The sequence below is a fragment of the Anoxybacillus sp. FSL W8-0104 genome (assembly GCF_038004465.1).
Lineage (GTDB): Bacteria > Bacillota > Bacilli > Bacillales > Anoxybacillaceae > Anoxybacillus > Anoxybacillus flavithermus_G.
Window position 1 is genome coordinate 2,679,526 of record NZ_JBBOQU010000001.1, and the last position, 23,669, is coordinate 2,703,194.

General features: G+C 44.6%; 23 protein-coding genes. 2 read left to right on the top strand and 21 right to left on the bottom strand.

Going from position 1 to position 23,669, the window contains the following annotated elements; translation table 11 throughout:
- Window positions 1-40: 40 nt before the first annotated feature.
- The 11 genes from spoIIR to NST18_RS14380 form a co-directional block, all read right to left on the bottom strand.
- Window positions 41-673 carry a stage II sporulation protein R gene (gene spoIIR / locus NST18_RS14330; RefSeq protein ID WP_004893038.1) on the bottom strand — a complete coding sequence of 211 codons (633 nt, stop codon included), beginning with the start codon at window positions 671-673 and terminating at the stop codon, window positions 41-43.
- Between the two features lie 90 nt (window positions 674-763).
- Window positions 764-1,615, bottom strand: a complete 852-nt coding sequence (gene prmC / locus NST18_RS14335; protein ID WP_004893040.1) for a peptide chain release factor N(5)-glutamine methyltransferase — start codon at window positions 1,613-1,615, stop codon at window positions 764-766.
- On the bottom strand, window positions 1,605-2,681 hold the full coding sequence (gene prfA, locus NST18_RS14340) for a peptide chain release factor 1 (RefSeq protein WP_003397036.1): 1,077 nt from the start codon (window positions 2,679-2,681) through the stop codon (window positions 1,605-1,607). The genes prmC and prfA overlap by 11 nt, the downstream gene beginning before the upstream one ends.
- A 56-nt stretch (window positions 2,682-2,737) precedes the next feature.
- Entirely contained in the window at window positions 2,738-3,358 is a 621-nt protein-coding gene (locus tag NST18_RS14345; protein WP_340720923.1) for a thymidine kinase, read from the bottom strand.
- Window positions 3,359-3,442: 84 nt separating this feature from the next.
- Window positions 3,443-3,643, bottom strand: a complete 201-nt coding sequence (rpmE, locus tag NST18_RS14350) for a 50S ribosomal protein L31 (RefSeq protein ID WP_003397039.1) — start codon at window positions 3,641-3,643, stop codon at window positions 3,443-3,445.
- A 110-nt stretch (window positions 3,644-3,753) separates the two neighbouring features.
- The gene (gene rho / locus NST18_RS14355; RefSeq protein WP_004893060.1) at window positions 3,754-5,040 is read right to left on the bottom strand and encodes a transcription termination factor Rho; all 1,287 of its coding nucleotides are present in this window, start codon (window positions 5,038-5,040) and stop codon (window positions 3,754-3,756) included.
- A 164-nt stretch (window positions 5,041-5,204) separates the two neighbouring features.
- A complete protein-coding gene (glpX, locus tag NST18_RS14360; RefSeq protein WP_340721590.1) occupies window positions 5,205-6,167 on the bottom strand; it encodes a class II fructose-bisphosphatase in 963 nt (320 codons plus the stop codon).
- A 26-nt stretch (window positions 6,168-6,193) separates the two neighbouring features.
- Window positions 6,194-7,480, bottom strand: a complete 1,287-nt coding sequence (locus NST18_RS14365) for a UDP-N-acetylglucosamine 1-carboxyvinyltransferase (protein WP_004893062.1) — start codon at window positions 7,478-7,480, stop codon at window positions 6,194-6,196.
- 57 nt (window positions 7,481-7,537) lie between these two features.
- Window positions 7,538-8,185, bottom strand: a complete 648-nt coding sequence (gene fsa, locus NST18_RS14370) for a fructose-6-phosphate aldolase (RefSeq protein WP_003397044.1) — start codon at window positions 8,183-8,185, stop codon at window positions 7,538-7,540.
- An 83-nt stretch (window positions 8,186-8,268) separates the two neighbouring features.
- Window positions 8,269-9,129, bottom strand: a complete 861-nt coding sequence (locus NST18_RS14375; protein WP_004893063.1) for a class II fructose-bisphosphate aldolase — start codon at window positions 9,127-9,129, stop codon at window positions 8,269-8,271.
- Between the two features lie 203 nt (window positions 9,130-9,332).
- Window positions 9,333-9,692 carry a response regulator gene (locus NST18_RS14380; RefSeq protein WP_340721592.1) on the bottom strand — a complete coding sequence of 120 codons (360 nt, stop codon included), beginning with the start codon at window positions 9,690-9,692 and terminating at the stop codon, window positions 9,333-9,335.
- Window positions 9,693-10,266: 574 nt separating this feature from the next.
- Here NST18_RS14380 and NST18_RS14385 point away from each other — a divergent pair.
- Window positions 10,267-10,785: a DUF2529 domain-containing protein gene (locus tag NST18_RS14385; protein ID WP_004893067.1), complete on the top strand. Its 519-nt coding sequence runs from the start codon at window positions 10,267-10,269 to the stop codon at window positions 10,783-10,785.
- Between the two features lie 27 nt (window positions 10,786-10,812).
- On the opposite strand, the gene NST18_RS14390 is transcribed toward NST18_RS14385, so the two are convergent.
- From NST18_RS14390 to NST18_RS14435, 10 genes are all read right to left on the bottom strand, one after another.
- The gene (locus NST18_RS14390) at window positions 10,813-12,408 is read right to left on the bottom strand and encodes a CTP synthase (protein ID WP_004893068.1); all 1,596 of its coding nucleotides are present in this window, start codon (window positions 12,406-12,408) and stop codon (window positions 10,813-10,815) included.
- Window positions 12,409-12,564: 156 nt separating this feature from the next.
- Window positions 12,565-13,179: a DNA-directed RNA polymerase subunit delta gene (gene rpoE / locus NST18_RS14395; RefSeq protein ID WP_004893070.1), complete on the bottom strand. Its 615-nt coding sequence runs from the start codon at window positions 13,177-13,179 to the stop codon at window positions 12,565-12,567.
- A gap of 179 nt (window positions 13,180-13,358) precedes the next feature.
- Complete coding sequence (locus NST18_RS14400) at window positions 13,359-14,708, bottom strand: ISLre2 family transposase (protein ID WP_064214294.1); 1,350 nt, start codon at window positions 14,706-14,708, stop codon at window positions 13,359-13,361.
- A 223-nt stretch (window positions 14,709-14,931) separates the two neighbouring features.
- The gene (locus NST18_RS14405; RefSeq protein WP_004893073.1) at window positions 14,932-15,075 is read right to left on the bottom strand and encodes a hypothetical protein; all 144 of its coding nucleotides are present in this window, start codon (window positions 15,073-15,075) and stop codon (window positions 14,932-14,934) included.
- Window positions 15,076-15,095: 20 nt separating this feature from the next.
- Window positions 15,096-15,719 carry a TetR/AcrR family transcriptional regulator gene (locus NST18_RS14410; RefSeq protein WP_004893074.1) on the bottom strand — a complete coding sequence of 208 codons (624 nt, stop codon included), beginning with the start codon at window positions 15,717-15,719 and terminating at the stop codon, window positions 15,096-15,098.
- A 10-nt stretch (window positions 15,720-15,729) separates the two neighbouring features.
- On the bottom strand, window positions 15,730-16,869 hold the full coding sequence (locus tag NST18_RS14415) for an acyl-CoA dehydrogenase (RefSeq protein WP_064221097.1): 1,140 nt from the start codon (window positions 16,867-16,869) through the stop codon (window positions 15,730-15,732).
- Window positions 16,866-18,017, bottom strand: a complete 1,152-nt coding sequence (locus tag NST18_RS14420) for an acyl-CoA dehydrogenase (protein WP_064213867.1) — start codon at window positions 18,015-18,017, stop codon at window positions 16,866-16,868. Before NST18_RS14420 ends, NST18_RS14415 begins: the two co-directional genes overlap by 4 nt.
- Window positions 18,018-18,030: 13 nt before the next feature.
- Entirely contained in the window at window positions 18,031-18,876 is an 846-nt protein-coding gene (locus tag NST18_RS14425; protein WP_004893087.1) for a 3-hydroxybutyryl-CoA dehydrogenase, read from the bottom strand.
- Between the two features lie 14 nt (window positions 18,877-18,890).
- Window positions 18,891-20,072, bottom strand: a complete 1,182-nt coding sequence (locus NST18_RS14430; protein WP_004893096.1) for an acetyl-CoA C-acetyltransferase — start codon at window positions 20,070-20,072, stop codon at window positions 18,891-18,893.
- Window positions 20,073-20,237: 165 nt separating this feature from the next.
- Window positions 20,238-22,376 carry a (Fe-S)-binding protein gene (locus NST18_RS14435; RefSeq protein ID WP_064213868.1) on the bottom strand — a complete coding sequence of 713 codons (2,139 nt, stop codon included), beginning with the start codon at window positions 22,374-22,376 and terminating at the stop codon, window positions 20,238-20,240.
- A gap of 87 nt (window positions 22,377-22,463) precedes the next feature.
- Here NST18_RS14435 and cls point away from each other — a divergent pair, with 87 nt between their 5' ends.
- The gene (cls, locus tag NST18_RS14440; RefSeq protein WP_035019017.1) at window positions 22,464-23,642 is read left to right on the top strand and encodes a cardiolipin synthase; all 1,179 of its coding nucleotides are present in this window, start codon (window positions 22,464-22,466) and stop codon (window positions 23,640-23,642) included.
- Window positions 23,643-23,669 lie beyond the last annotated feature (27 nt).

Sequence of the window (23,669 nt, forward strand, 5' to 3'; positions counted from 1 at the left end):
GATAATTAACCCGTTTTTGTTGATAAATTTGTGGATATGTTTATTGCATAAGTTTTTCCCATACTTCTGCAACGAAAAATTTCACTTCTACTTGCTGTTCATCTTCAACAACGAGCGGCTGTTCCTCCATTTGTTCAACTTGTGTCTTTTGTTCGACTCGTTTTTCCGCAGGACGAACGGCTTCACCTGTGGAAAAGTCGAGAAAACAGAGCGGTGGAAATAAAACGCACCACCAATTCGCCCCTTCACCTTTGCCGAGCGTAATTAAGACCGCATCGTACTCACCTGCTGGATATATGTACGATCCATATATTTTTGTCGGAAACGATACACGCCCAAACGTCACTTTGTACGACTGATCGCTCTTTTTTTCTTGAAGAACGCGAGCAACGGTTTGTTCAATTTCCGGTATATGTTCGGCAATTACTCGTTTTGCTTCTTCAAATGACGTTAAATCGCTCACCCATGTTGTAATTTGATCGTTTACCGCATCGCGAACGGCACGTTTTAACGCTTGATCAGCTGGTGCATCGCTATTTGCTAAAATGCGTAGCCGCACCGCTTCATTTGGAATGACGACATCTCCTTGCGCTTCTGTTTGTTGTCCATATATCGTCACAATCGCACCAATCATCACCATTGTTATATATACCATCATAACGTATTTGTTCATCGTTTACCTCCCCTTTCTTGTTATGCATTGTAACCAGAAAAGGAGTTTCATAAACTATGAAAATGAAAAAATATAAAAAAGCTTCCGATGTTACTCGGAAGCGAGATCGGCGATGACGATGCGCTCCTTGCCGTTTATATCACACATCACATCCACACGCGCAGAAGGAAATGCATGTTGCAACATCGCTTGAACAGCTCGACCTTGACCGTGACCGATTTCAAATGCAATAAGTGCTTGCGAGGTAACTACATGTGGCAGTTGTTCCATCAAGCGACGATAAAACAACAAACCATCTTCGCCACCGACAAGTGCACGGAGCGGTTCTTTTTGTACGACGGGCGATAGCGTCGAAATTTCGTGCGATGGAATGTATGGCGGATTGGAAACGACGATATCAACCGTTATCCCTTTTTCAATGATCGGCTTAAGTAAGTCCCCTTCGAGCCAATGCACGTGAGCGCCAAGCTTTTCGGCATTTTGTTTAGCCACTTCGAGCGAGCGGACGGCAATATCAATGCCATACACTTGCCATGTTGGCCGCTCTAACGCCAACGTAATGGCAATCGCCCCGCTCCCTGTTCCGACGTCAACTAGGCGAAGGGGCTGCTCGGTCGTACGTGCAAGTACGTGGGCGACGAGCTCTTCCGTTTCTGGACGCGGAATGAGTACGTGTTCATTCACGATAAACGTTCGACCGTAAAACTGTTCATACCCGATTAAATATTGAATCGGAATATGTTCAAGTGCATGTTTTTTTACATCGGCGATAAATGTTCGCTTGCTCGTTTCATCGATTGGTTCACGCAACGAAGCAAATAGTTGCGCGCGCGTCATTTGTAAGTGGTGGCGCAACAACCATTCTGCAGCCGTTGCTTCTTTGCCGTGCTCTCGGAAAAAAGAAGAAGCCCATTGAAGGACTTCATATATTTTACTGCTCATTGTTCGCTTGCTCCAATTTTTTCGATTGATCGTCTAAAATGAGCGCATCAATAATTTCGTCTAGCTTTCCTTCTAACACTTGATCAAGCTTTTGAATCGTCAAGCCGATGCGATGATCGGTCACGCGGTTTTGCGGGAAGTTGTATGTGCGAATGCGCTCGGAGCGATCTCCTGTTCCAACGGCTTGTTTGCGCGTTTGGTCGTATTCTGCACGCGCTTCTTGTTGGTATTTATCGTAAATGCGCGCACGCAATACTTTCATCGCTTTTTCTTTATTTTTAATTTGCGACTTTTCGTCTTGGCACGAGACGACAATTCCTGTTGGAATGTGCGTTAAACGAACCGCTGACATCGTCGTGTTGACGCTCTGTCCCCCCGGCCCACTCGAAGCAAACGTATCGACACGAATGTCTTTTTCGTTAATTTCAATTTCGATTTCTTCCATCTCCGGCAAGCACGCTACCGTCGCTGTCGACGTATGGATACGTCCGCCTGACTCCGTCTCTGGTACGCGCTGGACGCGATGGGCACCGTTTTCGAACTTCAGCTTCGAGTACGCTCCTTTTCCTTGAATCATAAAAATAATTTCTTTATAACCGCCAAGTCCTGTCGGATGTGCTTCAATGACTTCTGTTTTCCATCCTTGCGACTCGGCATAGCGCGTGTACATGCGGTATAAATCGCCTGCAAAAAGCGCTGCTTCCTCTCCACCTGCCGCTCCGCGAATTTCCATAATAACGTTTTTATCATCGTTCGGATCTTTCGGAAGCAACAATACTTTTAGCTTTTCAACAAGCTGCTCTTCACGCTCTTCTAGTTCACTAATTTCTTCTTTCACCATTTCGCGCATATCTGGATCGAGCTTTTCTTCAAGCATCGCTTTCGCATCCGCAAGCTGCTCACGCACCGTTTTATATTCACGATACGTTTGGACAGTCTCAGCTAAATCGGATTGCTCTTTTGAGTAATCACGCAACTTTTTCGGATCATTTAACACATCTGGATCCATTAATAGTTCATTTAATTTTTCATAACGGGCTTCTACCGCTTGTAAACGATCGAACATTTTTCTCACCTCGACTTTTCATTATATCATAAACGATCATACGAAAAAACTCGCCCTTATGGACGAGTCGCCGTTTCTGTACTTGTTTTATTTTTCGCTGGGTGGTCAGGCACTTCATGATGATGGCGGCAACGTGGTTCGTACGATTCGCTCGCACCGATTAAAATGACAGGATCATAATAAGATGCAGGACGTCCGTCAATGAGCCGCTGCGTGCGCGATGCGGGAGAGCCACAGACAGTACAAACAGCTTGTAGTTTTGTTACCGATTCGGCGATGGACATTAACGTTGGAACAGGACCGAACGGCTCACCACGAAAGTCTTGATCCAATCCAGCTACAATGACGCGATATCCTTCATCAGCAAGCTGTTGCACGACGTCAACGACACGTTCATCAAAAAATTGCACTTCATCAATTGCCACAACGTCCGTATGCGCAGTAATATGCTTGCGAATGTCTAATGCACATGACACCGGAATGGCAATAACAGACGTCCCGTTATGGGAAACGACTGCTTCTTCACTATATCGATTATCAATCGCTGGCTTAAACACTTTCACTTCTTGCTTCGCAAACTGCGCGCGGCGTACACGACGAATGAGCTCCTCTGATTTTCCCGAAAACATGCTGCCGCAAATGACTTCAAGCCAGCCGGATTGCTTCATAACATACATGAGGGCGTCCCCTTTCTTTCAAGCTTTCACGAAAAAAACAGGCAAGTGAAAAATGTTCGCTTGCCTGTTTTCATGACATACGGATTACTTAAGGCCGTATTTTTTGTTAAATTTATCAACACGTCCTGCAGCAGAAGCGAATTTTTGACGTCCTGTGTAGAATGGATGGCACGCTGAGCAAATTTCTACGCGCACTTCGTCTTTAACAGAACCGCTCTCAAACTCGTTTCCACACGCACATTTAACCATCACTTTTTTATAGTTTGGATGGATTCCTGCTTTCATCTCATTTCATCTCCTTCCGCCCTGAATCTTTTCGAAACAGAGTTTATATGCAATGAAAAACACACATGATAAAATTATAACAACCGTTCCGTTGTTTTGCAACTATCCATTTATAACCGTTTTAAATTTCCGGCTGTTTTCCACTCTTCATCCAACATCGCAAAAAACTCTTCGTTTGTCTTTGTTTGCTTTAGTCGGTGAATAAAACGCTCAATAAAGTCTGGCGTATCTGACATTGTCTTACGAATCGCCCATAATTTTTCTAAATGTTCTTTTGGAATTAATAATTCTTCTTTTCGCGTACCTGAACGACGAATGTCAATGGCAGGGAAAATCCGTTTTTCCGCTAATGAGCGATCAAGATGAAGCTCCATGTTTCCTGTTCCTTTAAATTCCTCGTAAATGACGTCATCCATGCGCGACCCTGTATCAACAAGAGCGGTAGCTAAAATCGTTAAACTGCCCCCTTCTTCAATGTTCCGCGCCGCCCCGAAAAACCGCTTCGGACGGTGGAATGCCGCTGGGTCAATTCCTCCCGAAAGCGTGCGTCCGCTTGGAGGAATGACTAAGTTGTATGCGCGCGCTAAACGGGTAATACTGTCCATTAAAATGACAACGTCACGTTTATGTTCAACAAGACGCATCGCACGTTCAAGCACAAGCTCCGCCACTTTAATATGGTTTTCTGGCACTTCATCAAACGTGGAACTGACGACATCGGCTGATACAGAACGTTCAATGTCCGTCACTTCCTCTGGGCGTTCATCAATGAGCAAGACAATCAGTTCAACATCAGGGTGATTCGTTGTGATGCTGTTAGCGATTTCTTTTAATAACATCGTTTTTCCTGCTTTTGGCGGTGCGACAATTAAGCCGCGCTGACCGAATCCAATCGGAGCAATTAAATCGATGAGGCGGGTAGATATCTTGTCTGGCGTCGTTTCGAGCTTCATTTGACGGCTTGGGTAAAGCGGTGTGAGCGCTGGGAAATGGACGCGTTCTTTCGCGATTTCTGGGTCTTCACCGTTTACAGCCTCGACGTGCAATAAGCCGAAATATCGTTCGTTTTCTTTTGGCGGCCGCACTTTTCCTGAAACTTTATCACCGTTGCGCAAATCAAAGCGGCGAATTTGCGATGCGGAAATATAAATATCTTCCGAACTAGGGGAATAGTTAATTGGACGCAAAAAGCCGAATCCTTCTGATTGAATAATTTCAAGCACGCCTTCCATAAAAAAGAGGCCGTCTTGTTCTGCGCGCGCTTTTAAAATCGCAAAAATTAGTTCTTTTTTTGTTAGTTTGCTGTAATATGAAATTTTGTATTGGCGAGCTAATTCATATAGCTCTTTAATGGTCATATTTTCTAGCTTTGCAATCGTTAAATCTCCTAACTCCATACTTACACCACTCTTTTATTTATTTTGATGAATTTCTCTTTGGATGGAAAAAGCGAAGATGAAAAGATGATGAGAAGGGACATAACACGACTATTTTACCCTTTTTTCATATTGTCAATCAATAGAAAAAGAGCGAGAGCGCAAAAAGTTCGCGCATCTCGCGATCACTTCATAACAAGGTTCGGCTTTTTCTTCAAGCTATGGCGTCCTTCAATGAAACGAACGGTTCCTGACTTCGCCCGCATAACGATGGAGTGTGTTTCGCCATATGCCCCTTTAAATTGTACCCCACGTAACAATTCGCCGTCAGTCACACCCGTCGCCGCAAAAATAGCGTCGTCTCCTTTCACAAGGTCCTCCATACGCAATACACGGTTCACATCTAGCCCCATTTTTTTGCATCGTTCCAACTCCGCATCGTTTTGCGGCAATAGTTTTCCTTGTATTTCTCCACCGAGACATTTGAGCGCAACAGCGGCTAATACCCCTTCTGGTGCACCGCCTGAACCGAACAAAATGTCTACCCCTGTATGATCGAACGCTGTATTGATCGCCGCCGCAACGTCGCCGTCATTAATAAGCTTAATGCGCGCCCCCGCTTCACGCAACTCGGCAATGATGCGTTCGTGGCGCGGACGGTTTAAAACGATCGCTACAACGTCTTCCACATCTTTATTTTTTGCTTTGGCAACTGCCTCTAAATTATCAATGATCGGAGCGTTAATGTCAATCATGCCGACCGCTTCCGGTCCGACAGCAATTTTATCCATGTACATATCTGGCGCATGAAGCAAGTTACCATGATCCGCCACAGCGACGACCGCTAACGCATTCCAGCCACCAGAGGCGACAATGTTTGTTCCCTCAAGCGGGTCGACTGCGACATCGACGCGCGGGCCGTAACCGTTGCCAAGCTTTTCCCCAATGTATAACATCGGTGCTTCATCCATTTCCCCCTCACCGATGACAACCGTTCCTTTCATCGGGACTGTATCGAATACATCACGCATCGCAGACGTGGCCGCCTCATCCGCTTCATCTTTTTTGCCGCGCCCCATCCAGCGCGCTGCAGCTAGTGCTGCGGCTTCTGTTACACGGACAAGCTCCATCGATAAACTTCTTTCCATCGTTTCTCCCTCTCCCCTTTGTTGCATTATGTGTTCTTTAGTTGTTCGATTTCTTGCTCGGTCATTTGTTCGCGCCAAATCGTCGCTCCAAGATTGGCCAGTTTGTCAACTAAGTTGCTATAGCCGCGATCAATATGCTCCAACCCTGTAATTTCTGTAATCCCTTCGGCCATTAATCCGGCAACGACAAGCGCTGCTCCTGCGCGCAAATCGGTCGCACGCACTTTTGCCCCTTGCAGTCGGGATGGACCTGTAATGATCGCTGAACGCCCTTCGACTTTTACGTTCGCATTCATGCGCCGCAACTCATCGATATGTTTAAATCGGGCGCTATAAATTGTATCTGTCACAATGCTCGTCCCAGACGCTTTCGTTAATAGTGAAGTGAATGGCTGTTGTAAATCGGTCGGAAAACCGGGATAAACGAGCGTTTTAATATCGACAGCACGAAGATGTTCTTTCGTCGCAACAAAAATTTGGTCATCGCTCGTTTCGACAACAACGCCCATTTCACGCATTTTTGCAATGACAGCCTCTAAATGTTGCGGAATGACGTTGTCAATAATCATTTCTTTCCCCATAGCCGCACCGATAATCATATACGTTCCTGCTTCAATGCGATCCGGAATAATGGAATGGCGGCAACCGTGCAACTGTTCCACGCCGTCAATACGAATGACGTCTGTTCCTGCCCCTTTAATGCGCGCACCCATGTTTGTCAATAGTGTCGCAACGTCAATAATTTCTGGCTCTTTTGCCGCATTTTCAATAATCGTTCTCCCTTTCGCCAAGACGGCAGCTAACATAATGTTAATTGTCGCCCCAACGCTAACGACGTCCAAATAAATGCGTGCCCCGCGAAGCTCTTCCGCTCGTAAATAAATGGCACCTTGTTCGTTTGTCACTTTCGCCCCAAGCGCTTCAAAGCCCTTGATGTGTTGGTCAATTGGACGCGGCCCTAAATGGCAACCACCGGGAAGACCGATGACCGCTTTTTTAAACCGTCCAAGCATCGCACCCATCAAGTAATAGGAAGCACGTAATTTTTTTACTTTTCCGTTCGGCAAAGGCATAGAAACGATATGTGACGGATCGATGACGACTTCGTTTTCATCGAAATGAAAAGCACCGCCAATTTCTTCGATTAATTGTCCGAGCACATGAACGTCTGAAATGTTCGGCAATCCTTCAATGACTACAGGTGAGTTTGCTAAAATAGCGGCTGGAATGAGCGCGACGGCGCTATTTTTCGCCCCGCTAATGCGCACGGAGCCTCGAAGAAAGTCACCGCCAACGATTTTTAACTTTTCCATATTTGTCTCCCTTCTCGCAAAGCAAATACTAAAACGCGACGGAAAACGGTTCGATCATCATTTTTGGTTCGCTTTATTCCAGTCTGCTAAAAACTTTTCGATGCCTTGATCTGTTAGTGGATGCTTAAACAGTTGCATCAACACGTTGTAAGGAACTGTCGCGATGTGCGCCCCTTTTAATGCCGCTTCTGTCACATGTTGTGGATGACGGATAGATGCGGCGATAATTTCCGTTTCAATATCGTGAATCGCAAAAATGTTTGCGATCGTTTCGATTAAGTCTAAGCCGTTATGACCGATATCATCGAGGCGTCCTAAAAATGGAGAGACGTACGTTGCACCAGCACGCGCCGCTAATAACGCTTGGTTGGCGCTAAAAATAAGCGTCACGTTTGTTTTAATTCCTTTTTCGCTAAATACTTTGACCGCCTTTAATCCTTCTGGCGTCATCGGCACTTTAATTGTAATGTTTGGAGCAATTTTCGCTAACTCTTCTCCTTCTGCAATCATTCCTTCTGCATCTGTTGCAATCACCTCAGCGCTAACGGAGCCTGAAACGAGAGAAGTAATTTCACGAAGACGATCGTGGAATGATACGTTTTCTTTGGCAACGAGGCTCGGATTGGTCGTTACCCCCGCTAAAATGCCAAGTTCGTGAGCATGGCGAATTTCATCAATGTTCGCTGTATCAATAAAAAATTTCATGATTTCCAACCTCCTAAACGCTTTCAAAATGGAATGAAACAAAACCGCCCGCTTCAGCAAACGCTGAAACGGTGCGGCTTGTATTACAACGCTTTGCCGGAAGAACCGAATTCGCGCATTTTGCCAATGACTGTTTCTTTAATCGCATCGCGGCCAGGGCCAAGAATTTTGCGCGGATCGTACACTTTTTCGTCTTTCGCTAACACTTCGCGCACCACTTTTGTAAACGCCATTTGGTTTTCTGTATTGACGTTAATTTTTGATGTACCGAGCGAAATAGCGCGTTGAATTTGTTCTGTCGGGATACCTGTTCCACCATGTAATACGAGCGGTACACCTGTACGATCACGAATTTCTTCCATCTCTTTAAATCCTAGTTTTGGCTCTCCTTTATATGGACCATGTACAGAACCGAGCGCTGGTGCTAGACAGTCGATGCCTGTACGCTTCACAAGCTCCTCGCACTCATCTGGATTTGCATAAATGATTCCTTCTGCAACGACGTCATCTTCTTGTCCGCCGACTGTTCCGAGCTCAGCTTCAACAGAGACGCCGCGCGCATGAGCGTACTCCACCACTTTTGATGTAATTTCAACGTTTTCTTCAAACGGATGATGTGATGCGTCGATCATAACAGATGTAAATCCAGCATCAATCGCCGCCTTACATTTTTCAAAGCTAGAACCGTGGTCAAGGTGAATCGCAACAGGAACAGTAATGTTCATGTCTTCCATTAATCCTTTGACCATGTTTACAACCGTTTTAAAGCCGCCCATATAGCGAGCTGCTCCTTCAGACACACCAAGAATGACAGGAGACTTTTCTTCCTCGGCTGCCGCTAAAATCGCTTGTGTCCATTCTAAGTTGTTAATGTTGAATTGACCGACCGCATACTTGCCTGCCAATGCTTGTTTAAGCATTTCCGTCATTGAAACTAAAGGCATCGTTAAATCCTCCTTAAATTAGCCATTGTTCACTATCCGAAAGCGCCTTTCACATGTACAATGACCAAAATACGACAATTTTATACAAGACGACCTCGAATAGTATGTACATTATAAGAATAACAAACTTTGTTTCCACACATCAACATTATTCACCGAAACGAACGAAACTTTGTGAAAAAAGTTCAAAAAGCTGTCAATGGTTAACGAATATATTTTTTCACTGCATCACGCATATCATCTATGTCAAAAGGTTTCGCAAAATGTGTCAGCGCACCGAGCTTTTTCGTTTCATGAATCATATCTAGTTCGCCGTAGGCTGTCATCACGATGACTTTGACGTTTTCATTCATCCCTTTCATCTTCTTTAAAATTTCAACCCCATCCATGCCCGGGATTTTCATATCTAACAACACTAAGTCGGGGGAATGTTTCGCAAACAAATCAAGCGCCTGAACACCATTAGCTGCCTGATACGTTTCGTACCCTTCTTTTTGAAATACTTCGTTTAATAAAATACGAATGCCAAATTGGTCGTCCACAATTAAAACCTTCCCCGCCATATCAACACCTCTATTTTCTCTATTTTCATCCTATTTCGCGCAGGAGACTCCCACTTCAACGACCAAAGGGAGTAAGTGGGAGAGGAATGCGCGTTCCCCCTTTCTTTTGTGTATGATATAATAAAGGCGTGGAGAAAACCGTTCAATAAAGGCACTCCAATAACTGCTACTCGATGTATGGAGTTGGTTACAGGAAACGTTGTAACCGTAAAACATCGAGCGTAGGTCCGTCTGTTGTGTGTGGAAGCCAAGTACTGCCAACAGACACACCGAGAGAATCGGTAACGATGCAGGCATGACCTGCGTCGTTGGGTAGTCGTCAACCTGCCCCTGATGCAACCCCAAGTCAAGGAAGGAGGACGAAATCCGTTTGCACTTCTGGGGAGTTGCAAGCCCCCGCTTCAAGCGTTAGCTAAGTGGGGGTAGTTGACATGTAAAGCTCCTATCTTTATTATCGTATCATTACTTCGAAATTTTTACCATTTATCCTGCTTCATGTTCGGATTTTGATCATTTTTTTATTTTTTAATATAATGAACACCATAGACAACGTCGCATGGGAAGGGGATTCACCATGTTAAAAATATTATCGACACAGCTTGCTGGGGTGTTTCAACGAATAAGCGCGCAAGAAGAAGAGCAGTTTGAAGATGCTGCCCGCTTACTTGCACAGGCAGTCATTAGTAGCGGAACGATTTTTATTTACGGCATCGATGAAATGGAAGCAGTTGTTGCGGAGGCGCTTTATGGAGCTGAAAAGCTACCAAACGTAAAACGGCTAGATATAAACGAAGTAACAACCGCTGATCGCGTGCTTATCGTTTCGCGCTTTTGTACAAATGAAGAAGCCATTCGCATCGCTAAACAACTTCAAGAACAAAACATATGGACAATCGGTATGTCATCCATCATAGAAGAAACGACACAAACACTTGTTGATTACGTCGATGTGCATATTGATTTATGTTTAAAACAGCCGCTCGTTCCAACAGAAGATGGTACACGCGTTGGCTTTCCTTCTGCGATTGCCGCTTTATTCGCTTATCATAGTTTAGCGCTCATGACGCAAGAAATTGTCGCAGAATACGAGTAAGAGGATGCCCATATCGGACATCCTCCTTTATTTTTCTAACGATGCGCGAATAAATTCGCGGAAAAGCGGCTGTGGACGCGTCGGACGAGATGTAAATTCTGGATGGAACTGCGCCGCAACAAACCACGGATGATCTTTTAACTCAATAATTTCTACAAGACGGCCATCTGGGCTTGTACCTGAAAACATAAAGCCGTTCTCTTCCATCATCGTACGATATTCGTTATTAAATTCATAACGATGACGATGGCGCTCATAAATGACTTCATCTTGATACGCATCATACGCTTTCGTTCCTTCTACAAGCTTGCACGGATATAAGCCGAGGCGAAGCGTTCCACCTAAATCTTCAATGTCTTTTTGTTCCGGCAATAAATCGATAATTGGATGCGGTGTGCTTGGATCGATTTCCGCTGAATGTGCACCTTTTAAGCCGACGACATGGCGGGCAAACTCAACGGATGCTAGCTGCATACCTAAACAAATGCCAAGGAACGGAATGCGCTGTTCGCGAGCGTAGCGAATCGCTTCAATTTTTCCTTCGATGCCGCGATCGCCAAATCCGCCTGGAACGAGAATACCGTTTACTCCTTGCAGCAATTGCGCCACGTTGTCCCGATCAACATGTTCGGAGTTAATCCAACGAATATCGACATCCGTATCAAACGCATATCCCGCATGACGTAACGCTTCGACGACAGAAATGTACGCATCTTGTAGTTCAACATATTTTCCAACAAGCGCAATCGTCGTTTTGTTGGATAAGTTGCGCACTTTTTCAACGAGCGCGATCCATTCTGTCATATCCGCTTCGTTGCAGTTTAGTTTTAAATGTTCGCAAACGATTTGGTCTAACTTTTGTTCTTGAAGCATAAGCGGAACAGCGTATAACGTGTCAGCGTCACGCGCTTCAATGACCGCTTTCGGATCGATGTCGCAAAATAGGGCGATTTTATCTTTCATATCTTGGGACATCGGCATTTCTGTGCGCACGACGATCACGTTCGGTTGAATGCCTAGGCTGCGCAATTCTTTGACGCTATGTTGCGTCGGTTTTGTCTTCATCTCACCTGCTGCCTTAATATATGGGACAAGCGTACAATGAATGTACATCACGTTTTCACGGCCAACGTCGCTTTTTATTTGACGAATCGCTTCTAAAAACGGAAGAGATTCAATGTCGCCAACTGTCCCTCCGATTTCTGTAATAACGACGTCCGCATTCGTTTCGCGACCTGCGCGAAAGACGCGCTCTTTAATTTCATTTGTAATGTGCGGAATGACTTGTACCGTTCCTCCTAAATAATCGCCGCGACGTTCTTTCTTCAATACGGTGGAATAAATTTTTCCTGTTGTGACGTTGCTGTATTTGTTTAAATTAATGTCAATAAAGCGCTCGTAATGACCTAAATCTAAGTCCGTTTCCGCCCCGTCATCTGTGACAAACACTTCTCCATGTTGATACGGACTCATCGTTCCTGGGTCAACGTTAATGTACGGATCAAATTTTTGAATGGTCACTTTTAAGCCGCGATTTTTTAGTAAGCGACCAAGTGAAGCAGCCGTAATTCCTTTCCCAAGCGATGATACAACGCCACCTGTTACGAAAATATATTTGGTCATGAAACCTTCCCCCTCAACTCATTTGGAATAGTTACAGTGTGTGCGAATTCGGGGAAAAATAAAAACGCTCCACTTACAAATTAGTAAGGGAGCGAACGTATCTCTATGAAAAGAGCCCAAACAGAATTCTACATATATCGATGTAAAAAGTCAAGGTTATAATTCCTCATCTTCTTCTAACTCTAATTCTTCATCCTCTAATTCTTCATCGACGACATCTAGCTCTTCATCAATCGGTTCATCGTCTAAATCTAGTTCTTCGTCTAATAAGTCGTCAATCACTTCTTCATCTTCATCTAATGCAAAATCGTCGTCTAACAGTTCTTCATCGCCCAATAATTCCTCATCTAAATCGTCATATACTAATTCGTCCTCATCGACCATGTCATCAAAGTCATCAAAGTCATCCGCCACTTTTTTCTTCTTCTTCACGCGTTCTACAGGCACCGCTTCGTCTTCTGTTTGATCATATGGATACCACGAGCGTAAGCCCCAAGCCGTTTCCCCAACACAAATAAACCGGCCGTCGACGTTTAAATCTGTATAAAACTGCGCTAGTCGTGCACTTACTTCACTTTCGGATAACCCTTTTATCGCGACGAGTTGCTCGATCATCTCTTGAAATGACACCGTCTGTTTTTTCTCACACAATAGCAAATACGCAAGTTCGACGAAAGACATCTCTCGCAATTGTTCTTGAGAGTATTGCTCCAAACTCACTTTCCGCACTCCCTTTCTCCAACGTATGAAAACAACAAAAATCCATACCATTCATTATAAACAAATTCATTTACTTTATGCTAGACGGTTGCCAAAAAAGTTTGAGTCAAGACTTTGTGGGAGATTTTTTTCTCGACCGATTTTTTTGGTTATATATGGTTTTATAAAATCGTTATATGTAAGCGCTTTTACTTACTCTCATCCTGTAGGTATGTGCGTTTTCTCTCGTTTTAAAAACCTTTCAATGCTTGCAATGCCTCGTAAATCGGTGTCCCTGAAGATTGGCGAAGGTATGGGATGTTATCTCGTACCACTTCTGTCATTTGCGTTTGCACGCGCTTCAGTGCCTTTTTCACGATCGTTTCTCGTTTCGTTTCTTCTCGTTCTTCCGCGCCATACATCACTCCATCGCGTGTCCGAATGAGTAACGTATCTTTTATCGCGACGATCGCTCGCAACATCGCTTCAATCCCTGCATCCCTCCAACTTCGACCGTTTTTACTTCGTTTCGCAAACACATGCATCGTTCCTTCCGCACTCCCCATCGCCCTCATGTTTGTCGTGTCAATCCCTTTTTCCTTCAACCATACGCGATAGTCACGCAAACATCCTGGCATCTCCTCGATTCGACGAACAAGCGCCTCGAGTTGCTTTTCCTTCTCCTCATGTTCTAACGTACCGATGGCACTTGTGAGTTCTCGTAACACACCTTCTTCATCCCATGATGCTAACTTCTTTCGAATCACCCGATATCTCGCATGACCTCGGAACAATTGACGAATCTCTCTTGCCACATGGAACCGATCAAGCTGAAAGTACCCCCTGTCCCCGAAATATTCTCGACACGCTGTAATCCATGGGGCTCCATCTCCATTGATGACCACCCAATCCTCAAACGGATCATAGCTGTATTCCTTCATCAGAAAATTCTCTACAGCTTCCCAAATCGGTTCATTCGTTTGATGAACCATATACCGTCGATTCACTAAGGATACGCGTTTCCCGTTTTTCTCCCATCCTTGGTGAATCGTGATGATCTTTTCTTCTTTTCCTTTGATGCGGCTTCGTTGACGTTTCACGTACAACCCGTCTGCTTCGATAAAAAACACGCGCCCTTTTTTCTCCATCGCACGGTGCCCTTCCACCTCTGCCTCGATGATGGACTGGCGAATCGTTTCGTGACTCATACATGCATACCCCACCAGCTTTTCAAGCGACTGCGCAGCCTGTCGATACGAAGAACCCGTCACGGCGAGATGAATCGCTGTCTCCTCTAATAGCGGACTCACTCCATGCGCCCCATCGAACTGGAGAAAGACATCGAGTAAAGACGTATACACCTTTTTTTCACGGTCAAAGTAGTAGTTTCGCTTCACTTCCACCTCTCCAAATAGCGTTTGGAGTCGGATCGTCCGCTTATCTTTGAGCGCATATCGTTTCTTGTCCCGCTGTTCTGCCAATGTGCGGTCGATCTCCTCCAACACCTGTTGAAGGAGATGACCATATTGTTTTTGCATATGTCTAAATAAAGACTGTTCGATCTCTTTTAATGTCAAGCCGTTTGTGATATAATCCTGCATGGGCTCCACTCCTTTCTTTGGTTGTATTTTTTTTCGCACTTACTACCTTACCAGGAGGAGAGCCCGTTTTTCATCTATTTTGCTTACATATCTGACAGGTTCCTTATTATACCAAATCAGGAACCTGTCTTTTTTTCTCCCACAAACATTTTACTCATACGCCAAAAAAAAATGTCGGGACATCCCCCGACATTACATATTGCGGCGATATTGTCCACCGACTTCATACAACGCTTTCCTGAATGACCTCCGCTCCGCTCGCCTGCAAAATGCGCCGCATAATGTTAATGGCTGCATCGTGCCCATCAAATAAACTAGACGCCGTCACAAAGCGAATGTGATGTTTCGGACGGTAAATGTGAGCCATGTTTCTCCCATCCCCTTTCGCTACCGCTTCATAATGCCTTCAAGCAATAGCTTTGTTTGCAATTCAATATATTCATCGAGCGTATACATTTTTTTCAACGCCCAACGACGGAATCCCCACATTTGACCGAGAACGAAAATGTTATGTGCAAACAATTGAATTTCTCGCTCCGTTAATGAAAATACCCCATTGTCTACGCAACGTCGTAAAATATGTTCGAACATCGCAACCATTTGCAATTCTTTATTAAGCACATACGGAAGCGATTCTTTGCCGAGCGACTTTGCCTCTTGATACATGACGAGCACTTCGTCTTGCAGCTCGTCAACGACACGGAAATAGTAATTAATCGCTAATTTTAAACCGTCTAAATCCCCTTTTGTCGTATCGATTGCCTGCTCCATACGATCGCGCACTTCATCGTAAATCCGATCGCACACTAAATAAAGAACATCTTCTTTTTTGCGAATGTATTCGTATAACGTTCCGATGCTAAAACCAGAAGCGCGGGCAATTTCGCGCGTCGTCGTTTGATGAAACCCCTTTTGCTTAAATAGCGAAATCGCCCCTTTTATCATTTGATTGCGCCTTTTTTTCACAAGCCGTTCGTCTTTCACAGACGCGGGCACTTCACGTTTTTTCATCACATCACTCCTATTTCGTCAACATTCTTGAAATGACGAGACGTTGAATTTCTTGCGTTCCTTCATAAATTTGTGTAATTTTCGCATCGCGCATAAACCGTTCAACCGGATAGTCTTTCGTATAACCGTAGCCACCGAAAATTTGTACTGCCTCCACGGTGACTTTCATTGCTGTATCCCCTGCAAACAATTTCGCCATCGCAGATTCCTTTCCGTACGGTAAACCGTTTGATTCAAGCCATGCTGCTTGATATGTTAGTAAGCGCGCCGCTTCAATGGCAGTTGCCATATCAGCTAATTTAAAGGCAATGCCTTGTTGTTCTGCAATTGGCTTGCCGAATTGAATACGTCCTTTCGCATATTCTACCGCTGCATCTAACGCCCCTTGCGCGATGCCAACCGCCTGCGCTGCGATACCATTTCGACCGCCATCAAGCGTCATCATCGCAATTTTAAATCCTTCTCCTTCTTCACCGAGCAAATTTTCTTTCGGAATGCGACAATCTTCAAAAATGAGCTCCGTTGTTGGCGATGAACGAATGCCGAGCTTTTTCTCTTTTTTCCCGATCGAAAAACCAGGCGTTCCTTTCTCAACAATAAATGCGCTAATGCCGCGGTGCTTTTTCTCTGGATCTGTCACCGCAAAAACGACATAAATGTCCGCTTCTCCACCGTTTGTAATCCATACTTTTGAACCGTTTAATACGTAATGATCACCATCACGCACCGCACGCGTTTTCATCGCTGACACGTCAGAACCTGCTCCTGGTTCAGATAAACCGTACGCCCCAAGCTTTTTCCCTGTCGCTAGTGCTCGTAAATACGTTTGTTTTTGTTGTTCTGTCCCAAATTTATAAATTGGCCAACTTGCTAATGAAATGTGAGCAGAAAGCGTCACTCCCGTCGATGCGCATACCTTTGAAAGCTCCTCCACCGCGATGACGTATGCCAAATAGTCGCTACCGATACCGCCGTATTCCTCTGGCCATGGGATGCCCGTCAAACCGAGATCCGCCATTTTATTAAAAATGTCGCGATCAAAACGTTCTTCTTCATCGCGTTCTGCTGCGGTTGGTGCAACTTCGTTTTTCGCAAAGTCGCGCACCATTTTTCGTATCATTTCATGCTCTTCGCTTAATTGAAAGTTCATTTCCCCATCCCCCTAAACAAATGTTTACTAATGACGAGCCGCTGAATTTCGCTCGTTCCTTCGTAAATTTCACATACTTTCGCATCGCGGAATAATCGTTCAACCGGATAGTCTTCGGTATAACCGTTGCCTCCGAAAATTTGTACCGCTTCAATGGCGTTTTCCATCGCCGTTTTCGATGCAAAAAGCTTCGCCATCGACGCTTCTTTTCCACATGGCATACCGTTTGCGCGTAAAAACGCTGCACGATAAACGAGCAGTTTAGCCGCTTCAACGTTCGTGGCCATATCGGCTAGTTTAAAAGCAACGCCTTGTTGTTCTGCAATTGGCTTACCGAATTGAATGCGTTCTTTCGCATAATTCGTCGCATGTTCAAGCGCTGCTTCCGCAATGCCGAGCGATTGCGCTGCAATTCCGATGCGACCGCTATCTAAATTAACCATCGCGATTTTAAAGCCATCGCCTTCTTGACCGAGCAAATTTTCTGCTGGTACGCGCATATCTTCAAACGATAATTGAACGGTGCGCGATCCGTGAAGCCCCATTTTTTTCTCGTCTTTTCCGATGACAAGACCTGGGGTATGTTTTTCAACGATAAATGCGCTTACTCCTTTACTTCCTTTTTCTTCTGGATTTGTACGGGCAAATACGATGTACGTGTCCGCTTCGCCCCCGTTTGTAATAAATACTTTCGAGCCGTTTAATACGTAATGATCGCCGTCGCGAATAGCTGTCGTTTTTAAGCTTGCCGCATCCGATCCTGCCCCTGGCTCCGTTAAGCAAAACGCCCCTAAATATTCCCCGCTCGCTAGCTTCGGTACATATTTTTGCTTTTGCTCTTCCGTTCCAAAATATAAAATCGGATTGGTGCCGACAGACGCATGGACAGATAAAATGACTCCAACGGTTGCGCTCACTTTTGAAATTTCATGTATCGCAATGATATATGATGTAAAATCCATCCCCGCTCCACCGTATTGTTCAGGAACGGTAATGCCCATTAACCCAAGCTCCGCCATTTTTTTAAGGATAGGCCGCGGAAACTCCCCACGCTCCATGTGCTCGACGAACGGTGCAATTTCATTTGCTGCAAACTCGCGCACCATTTGACGCATCATTTGTTGTTCTTCTGTAAAATGAAAATTCATGGTGTCAACTCCTTTATTCGTACGTGTAAAATCCTCGCCCTGTTTTTCGTCCGAGCCAACCCGCTTTCACATATTTGCGTAAAAGCGGACATGGGCGGTATTTATCGTCACCAAGCCCATCATGAAGCACTTCCATAATGTATAAACACGTATCTAAGCCAATAAAATCCGCTAAAGTGAGCGGTCCCATCGGATGATTCATTCCGAGCTTCATCACTTCGTCAATCGCTTCTTTCGTCGCGACACCTTCGTATAAACAATAAATCGCCTCGTTAATCATCGGCATTAATACGCGGTTAGAAACAAACCCTGGGAAGTCGTTCACTTCAACTGGCACTTTTCCTAACGTTTTTGTCATTTGCTCAATCGCTTCATACACTTCGTCAGCCGTCGCAAGACCGCGAATAATTTCGACGAGTTTCATAATCGGTACTGGGTTCATAAAATGCATGCCAATCACTTTTTCTGGTCGTTTCGTAGCTGCAGCGATTTCTGTAATTGGTAGCGAGGACGTATTTGTTGCTAAAATGGCATGCGGAGGTGTAATTTCATCTAGCTGGGCAAACAGTGCTGTTTTCACATCCATATGTTCAACGACTGCTTCAATGACGACATCGACGTCGCTTCCATCACGCAAATCAGTCGACGTACGAATACGACCCATTGCTTCATCACGCTGTTGTTCACTTAACGTTCCTTTTTCAACGAACTTATTCAAGCTTTTTTTAATATTGTTGAGCCCCCATTGTACACGCTCTTCGTTGACATCATTTAAAATGACATCATACCCTGCCGTTGCGCACACTTGGGCAATTCCTGATCCCATTTGGCCTGCGCCTACAACCATTACTTTTTTCATCGTCCCATCCCCCGTTAATGAACTTCAATCATGATCGCATCGCCTTGACCGCCACCGCTGCAAATCGCTGCGATGCCAGTGCCGCCTCCGCGACGTTTCAATTCATGAATTAACGTAATCATAATGCGCGCTCCGCTCGCTCCGATCGGGTGCCCAAGCGCGATCGCGCCGCCATTGACGTTTACTTTTTCTTCTGGCAAGTCAGCAATTTTCATGCTTGCTAAAGCGACAGCAGCAAACGCTTCGTTAATTTCAAATAAGTCAATGTCGTTTACGGTTTTGCCTGTTTTACGCAACAATTCGTTGATGACGATGCCTGGTGTTTTCGGAAAATCTTTCGCTTCAATGGCAATCGCCGTATGGGCTACAATTGTCGCAAGTGGCGTGAGCCCTTCTTTTTGCGCGCGCTCTTCGCTCATTAATACGAGCGCAGCTGCTCCATCGTTTACCCCCGGCGCATTGCCTGCTGTAATCGTGCCTGTTGGATCAAATACGGGCGCCAGTTTCGCTAATTTTTCAAGCGATGTATCCTTACGCGGTGATTCATCCACCGCTACGGTGATCGGTTCCCCTTTTCGTTGTGGAATAGAAACAGGGACGATTTCTTCAGCAAATTTGCCGCTTTCGATCGCCGCAATCGCTAATTGATGGCTGCGATACGCCCAGCGGTCTTGTTCTTCGCGCGTAATACCTAACTCTTTTGCTGTTTCACTTCCGTAAATACCCATATGCACACCTGTAAAACTGCATGTCAATCCATCATAGACCATTAAATCTTTCACCGTCGAGTCGCCCATACGCAATCCCCAACGTGCTTTCGGTAATATATACGGCGCATTGCTCATCGATTCCATTCCACCTGCAACGATGACGTCCGCATCTCCAGCACGAATGATTTGATCACCGAGCGTGACGCTACGCATCCCTGAGGCGCACACTTTATTAATCGTTTCGGTTTTTGTCTCCCACGGAATCCCCGCTTCTCTCGCTGCTTGCCGCGATGGAAGTTGTCCTTGTCCACCCTGCAATACGGTGCCAAATACGACTTCATCGATATCTTCTGCACTAACATTTGCGCGCACGAGCGCCTCTTTGATCGCAATACCTCCAAGCTGCGCTGCGCTCAATGCGCTTAAACTGCCACCAAACTTTCCAAAAGGTGTACGTACCCCACTAACAATGACCGTTTTCCCCATGTTTATCCCCCTTTTCGTTATAAGAAAGCCCTTTCAAAAATATTGAGCGAACGCTCGTTCAATGATGGACGGGCAAAGAAGGCGCACGAAACCGTACACCTTCCTATTTCCTTCATTATACTTAAAATATCTTAAAAATAAAACTATTTATTTTTTTTAGAATTTTTAATGAACAGGTCCGAATACCGCCTTTTCTAACAACTCAGCAACATCATACGTGCCAACTTTTTCTTCTACTTCTTTTGCTTTCGTACCATCTGATAACATTGTTAAACAGTACGGACAGCCAGAGCTAATAACTGTCGGATTCACTTCTAGTGCCTGTTCTGTGCGCGCGACGTTAATGCGGGTGCCTGTTGTTTCTTCCATCCACATCAACCCACCACCAGCGCCACAACACATGCCTGTTTCGCGATGGCGTGCCATTTCAACAAGTTTCACGCCCGGAATCGCTTTCAAAATTTGACGCGGTGCATCGTATACGTCGTTATATCGACCTAAATAACATGAATCATGGAATGTCACGACTTCGTTTACTTCATATTTCGGGACAAGACGACCTTCTTCAACAAGCTTTGCTAGTAACTCTGTATGGTGATATACTTCCGCCTCAAAACCGAAATCTGGATATTCGTTTTTGAATGTGTTATACGCATGCGGGTCGATCGTCACAATTTTTTTCACGCCCGCTTTTTCAAATTCGGCAATATTGGCTGTCGCTAATTCCTGGAATAAAAATTCGTTTCCTAAACGACGCGGCGTATCGCCCGAGTTTTTCTCTTTGTTTCCTAAAATCGCAAATTTCACGCCTGCTTCATTTAACAGACGCGCAAAGGCTAACGCAATTTTTTGGCTTCGATTATCGAACGAACCCATCGAACCAACCCAGAATAAATATTCGAATTCTTCCCCTGCTTTTTGCATTTCTTTTACTGTCGGAATACGGACATCTTCACGCAATTCGCGCCAGTTTTCTTTTTCTTTGCGATTGAGTCCCCATGGGTTTCCTTGACGTTCGATATTTGTCATCGCCCGTTGTGCATCTGGGTTTAACTTTCCTTCTGTTAATACGAGGTAACGACGCAAATCAATAATTTTATCGACATGTTCATTCATAACTGGGCATTGGTCTTCACAGTTGCGACACGTCGTACATGCCCAAATTTCTTCTTCCGTAATGACATCGCCAATTAAGTTCGGCATTTCAATCGTTGCGGCTTGTTCTCGCATTCCTTGTGCCATAAAAGCGAGCTGGTTTCCTTTTGTGTTCGCAAACGCAAACGTTGGCACCCAAGGAGCTTTTGATGTAATCGCTGCCCCTTTTTCTGTTAAATGGTCGCGCAATTTTAAAATGAGGTCCATCGGCGATAACATTTTCCCTGTTCCTGTTGCTGGGCACATGTTCGTACAGCGCCCGCACTCGACACAGGCATATAAATCAATAAGTTGCGTTTGCTTAAAGTCTTCAATTTTCCCGACGCCAAACGATTCTTGTGTCTCATCTTCAAAGTTGATTTTTTCAAGTTTCGGTCTCGTTAATCGGCTGAAAAAGACGTTAACTGACCCAGCGATTAAATGGGCGTGTTTTGATTGTGGCACGTACACTAAAAACGTTAATAAAATAAGCAAATGCACCCACCAAGCGACAAAAAACAATACCGCTGCTCCTGTTTCCCCTACCCAACTAAACGCAAGCGCAATGGCAGAAGCGACGGGCTCACTCCACGACGTCCCTTCGTTATGCCAAATGCGGCTCATACCGTTACCGAACAACACCGAAAGCATAAGTCCACCGATAAAAATGAGCACAAGCCCTGCTTTCAAATCACGTTTTAAACGGACGAGCTTCTCGATGTAACGGCGATAAAACGCCCATAACACCGCCACTAAAATAAGCAATGTGACAATTTCTTGGAAAAACGTAAACGCTGGATAAAGTGGCCCAAGCGGCAAGTGCGCCCCTGGCACAAGCCCTTTAATGATAAAATCAATGGCACCAAACTGAACGAGAATAAAGCCGTAAAAAAATATGACGTGAATGATCCCGCTTTTTTTATCTTTTAACAGCTTTTTTTGCCCAAAGACGTTCACCCATATGTTTTGTAGACGCTCTTTCACTTTTCCATCAAACTCAACTTTTTTCCCTAACTTAATATACGCAATGCGCGTTTTCACGAGATACACAAATAAATGAACGGCGTACGCTGTCACAAGTAAAAATGCAATCCAGTTCAACCAAAGCACAATACCCTTCCCCCTTTGTTGTAAAAATAAAATAAATTTTCTGAACAAACTTACTTTCATTATATAATGAATGAGCATTCAGTCAATATTTTTTCTCATTTTTTATTTTCTTTTTGGGAAAACTACAACAATGAAAGGAGTGGGGGCATGAGCTGGCTCATAGTTGCTATTATTTTATTGTTTCTTCTTTTGCTCGATTATAAATGGGGCGATAAAGTGTCAAAAACGACATCGCGAAAAAAAAGCGGTGTCGAACGACAAAGCGACATCACGCTATTTACAGCCGGAGAGGAGCTGTTTGAAGACTATTTCGCGCAACTAGAACGAGCGAAACATCACATTCACATTTTATTTTATATCGTGCGCGATGATAAAATGGGGCAACGATTTTTTTCTTTACTTGAACAAAAAGTAAATGAAGGGGTGGAAGTGCGCCTCCTTGTCGATTGGGTTGGAAGCTTCGGATTGCCTCCTTCCGTCCGACAAAAAAGCGGGCAATTTGCCTTTGCGAATCGTCCAACATTGCCGTTTTTTTTCTACAAGTTAAACGAACGAAACCATCGGAAAATAACAGTCATTGATGGGAAAATCGGCTATTTAGGTGGATTTAATATCGGAAAAGAATATATTGGTCAAGATCCGAAGTTTGGCCATTGGCGCGACTATCATTTAAAAATTATGGGAGAAGGGGTTCATGATTTGCAGCGACAATTCCAAGAAGATTGGAAAAAAGCGACTGGGCAATCGTTTGGAGATGATGAACGGTATTTTCCATCTCTTCAAAAAGGAACGGTGAAACACCGCTTTCTTCCGACAGATGGAGCATATTTGGAGGATGAGTTTATTCAACTGATCGAACAAGCGAAAAGGGAAATCTTGATCGGTACCCCATATTTCATTCCGAGCCAAAAATTGATGAACGCTCTTTTGAAAGCGATGAAACGAGGTGTTCAACTAACCATTATTGCCCCGATGCAAGCGGATCATCCACTCGTCAAAGAAGCCGCATATCCTTATTTTCGTCAGCTTCTTCGTGCCGGAGCTCGTATTTATCAGTTTTATAACGGGTTTTACCATGCAAAAGTAATTGTCATCGATGACGATATATGTGATATCGGCACAGCGAATTTCGATCATCGCAGTTTGTTCATCAACTACGAAATGAATTGTTACATATATGACAAACCGTTCATTCAATATGTGAAACAAACGATCGCTCACGACATCGACACATCTACATTATTGACAGCGGAATATTTTCGCAAGCTGCCTTGGCTTGACCGACTAAAAGAAGGCGTTGCGACTTTGATGTCTCCATTGTTGTAATGAGAAAGGGTGCCCTATTGGGGACAC

Coding starts and splice junctions, on each gene's coding strand:
- NST18_RS14400 (WP_064214294.1), bottom strand. CDS start 14,708: ATGCAGGATTATATCACAAACGGCTTGACATTAAAAGAGATCGAACAG.
- NST18_RS14385 (WP_004893067.1), top strand. CDS start 10,267: ATGTTAAAAATATTATCGACACAGCTTGCTGGGGTGTTTCAACGAATA.
- spoIIR (WP_004893038.1), bottom strand. CDS start 673: ATGAACAAATACGTTATGATGGTATATATAACAATGGTGATGATTGGT.
- NST18_RS14365 (WP_004893062.1), bottom strand. CDS start 7,480: ATGGAAAAGTTAAAAATCGTTGGCGGTGACTTTCTTCGAGGCTCCGTG.
- NST18_RS14405 (WP_004893073.1), bottom strand. CDS start 15,075: ATGGCTCACATTTACCGTCCGAAACATCACATTCGCTTTGTGACGGCG.
- NST18_RS14415 (WP_064221097.1), bottom strand. CDS start 16,869: ATGAACTTTCAATTAAGCGAAGAGCATGAAATGATACGAAAAATGGTG.
- NST18_RS14345 (WP_340720923.1), bottom strand. CDS start 3,358: ATGTATGTTATGAAGCAATCCGGCTGGCTTGAAGTCATTTGCGGCAGC.
- NST18_RS14435 (WP_064213868.1), bottom strand. CDS start 22,376: ATGAAAGTAAGTTTGTTCAGAAAATTTATTTTATTTTTACAACAAAGG.
- prfA (WP_003397036.1), bottom strand. CDS start 2,681: ATGTTCGATCGTTTACAAGCGGTAGAAGCCCGTTATGAAAAATTAAAT.
- NST18_RS14390 (WP_004893068.1), bottom strand. CDS start 12,408: ATGACCAAATATATTTTCGTAACAGGTGGCGTTGTATCATCGCTTGGG.
- NST18_RS14430 (WP_004893096.1), bottom strand. CDS start 20,072: ATGGGGAAAACGGTCATTGTTAGTGGGGTACGTACACCTTTTGGAAAG.
- glpX (WP_340721590.1), bottom strand. CDS start 6,167: ATGGAAAGAAGTTTATCGATGGAGCTTGTCCGTGTAACAGAAGCCGCA.
- prmC (WP_004893040.1), bottom strand. CDS start 1,615: ATGAGCAGTAAAATATATGAAGTCCTTCAATGGGCTTCTTCTTTTTTC.
- NST18_RS14425 (WP_004893087.1), bottom strand. CDS start 18,876: ATGAAAAAAGTAATGGTTGTAGGCGCAGGCCAAATGGGATCAGGAATT.
- fsa (WP_003397044.1), bottom strand. CDS start 8,185: ATGAAATTTTTTATTGATACAGCGAACATTGATGAAATTCGCCATGCT.
- cls (WP_035019017.1), top strand. CDS start 22,464: ATGAGCTGGCTCATAGTTGCTATTATTTTATTGTTTCTTCTTTTGCTC.
- NST18_RS14410 (WP_004893074.1), bottom strand. CDS start 15,719: ATGAAAAAACGTGAAGTGCCCGCGTCTGTGAAAGACGAACGGCTTGTG.
- NST18_RS14375 (WP_004893063.1), bottom strand. CDS start 9,129: ATGCCTTTAGTTTCAATGACGGAAATGCTTAAACAAGCATTGGCAGGC.
- NST18_RS14420 (WP_064213867.1), bottom strand. CDS start 18,017: ATGAATTTTCATTTTACAGAAGAACAACAAATGATGCGTCAAATGGTG.
- rpmE (WP_003397039.1), bottom strand. CDS start 3,643: ATGAAAGCAGGAATCCATCCAAACTATAAAAAAGTGATGGTTAAATGT.
- rho (WP_004893060.1), bottom strand. CDS start 5,040: ATGGAGTTAGGAGATTTAACGATTGCAAAGCTAGAAAATATGACCATT.
- NST18_RS14380 (WP_340721592.1), bottom strand. CDS start 9,692: ATGGCGGGGAAGGTTTTAATTGTGGACGACCAATTTGGCATTCGTATT.
- rpoE (WP_004893070.1), bottom strand. CDS start 13,179: ATGGTATGGATTTTTGTTGTTTTCATACGTTGGAGAAAGGGAGTGCGG.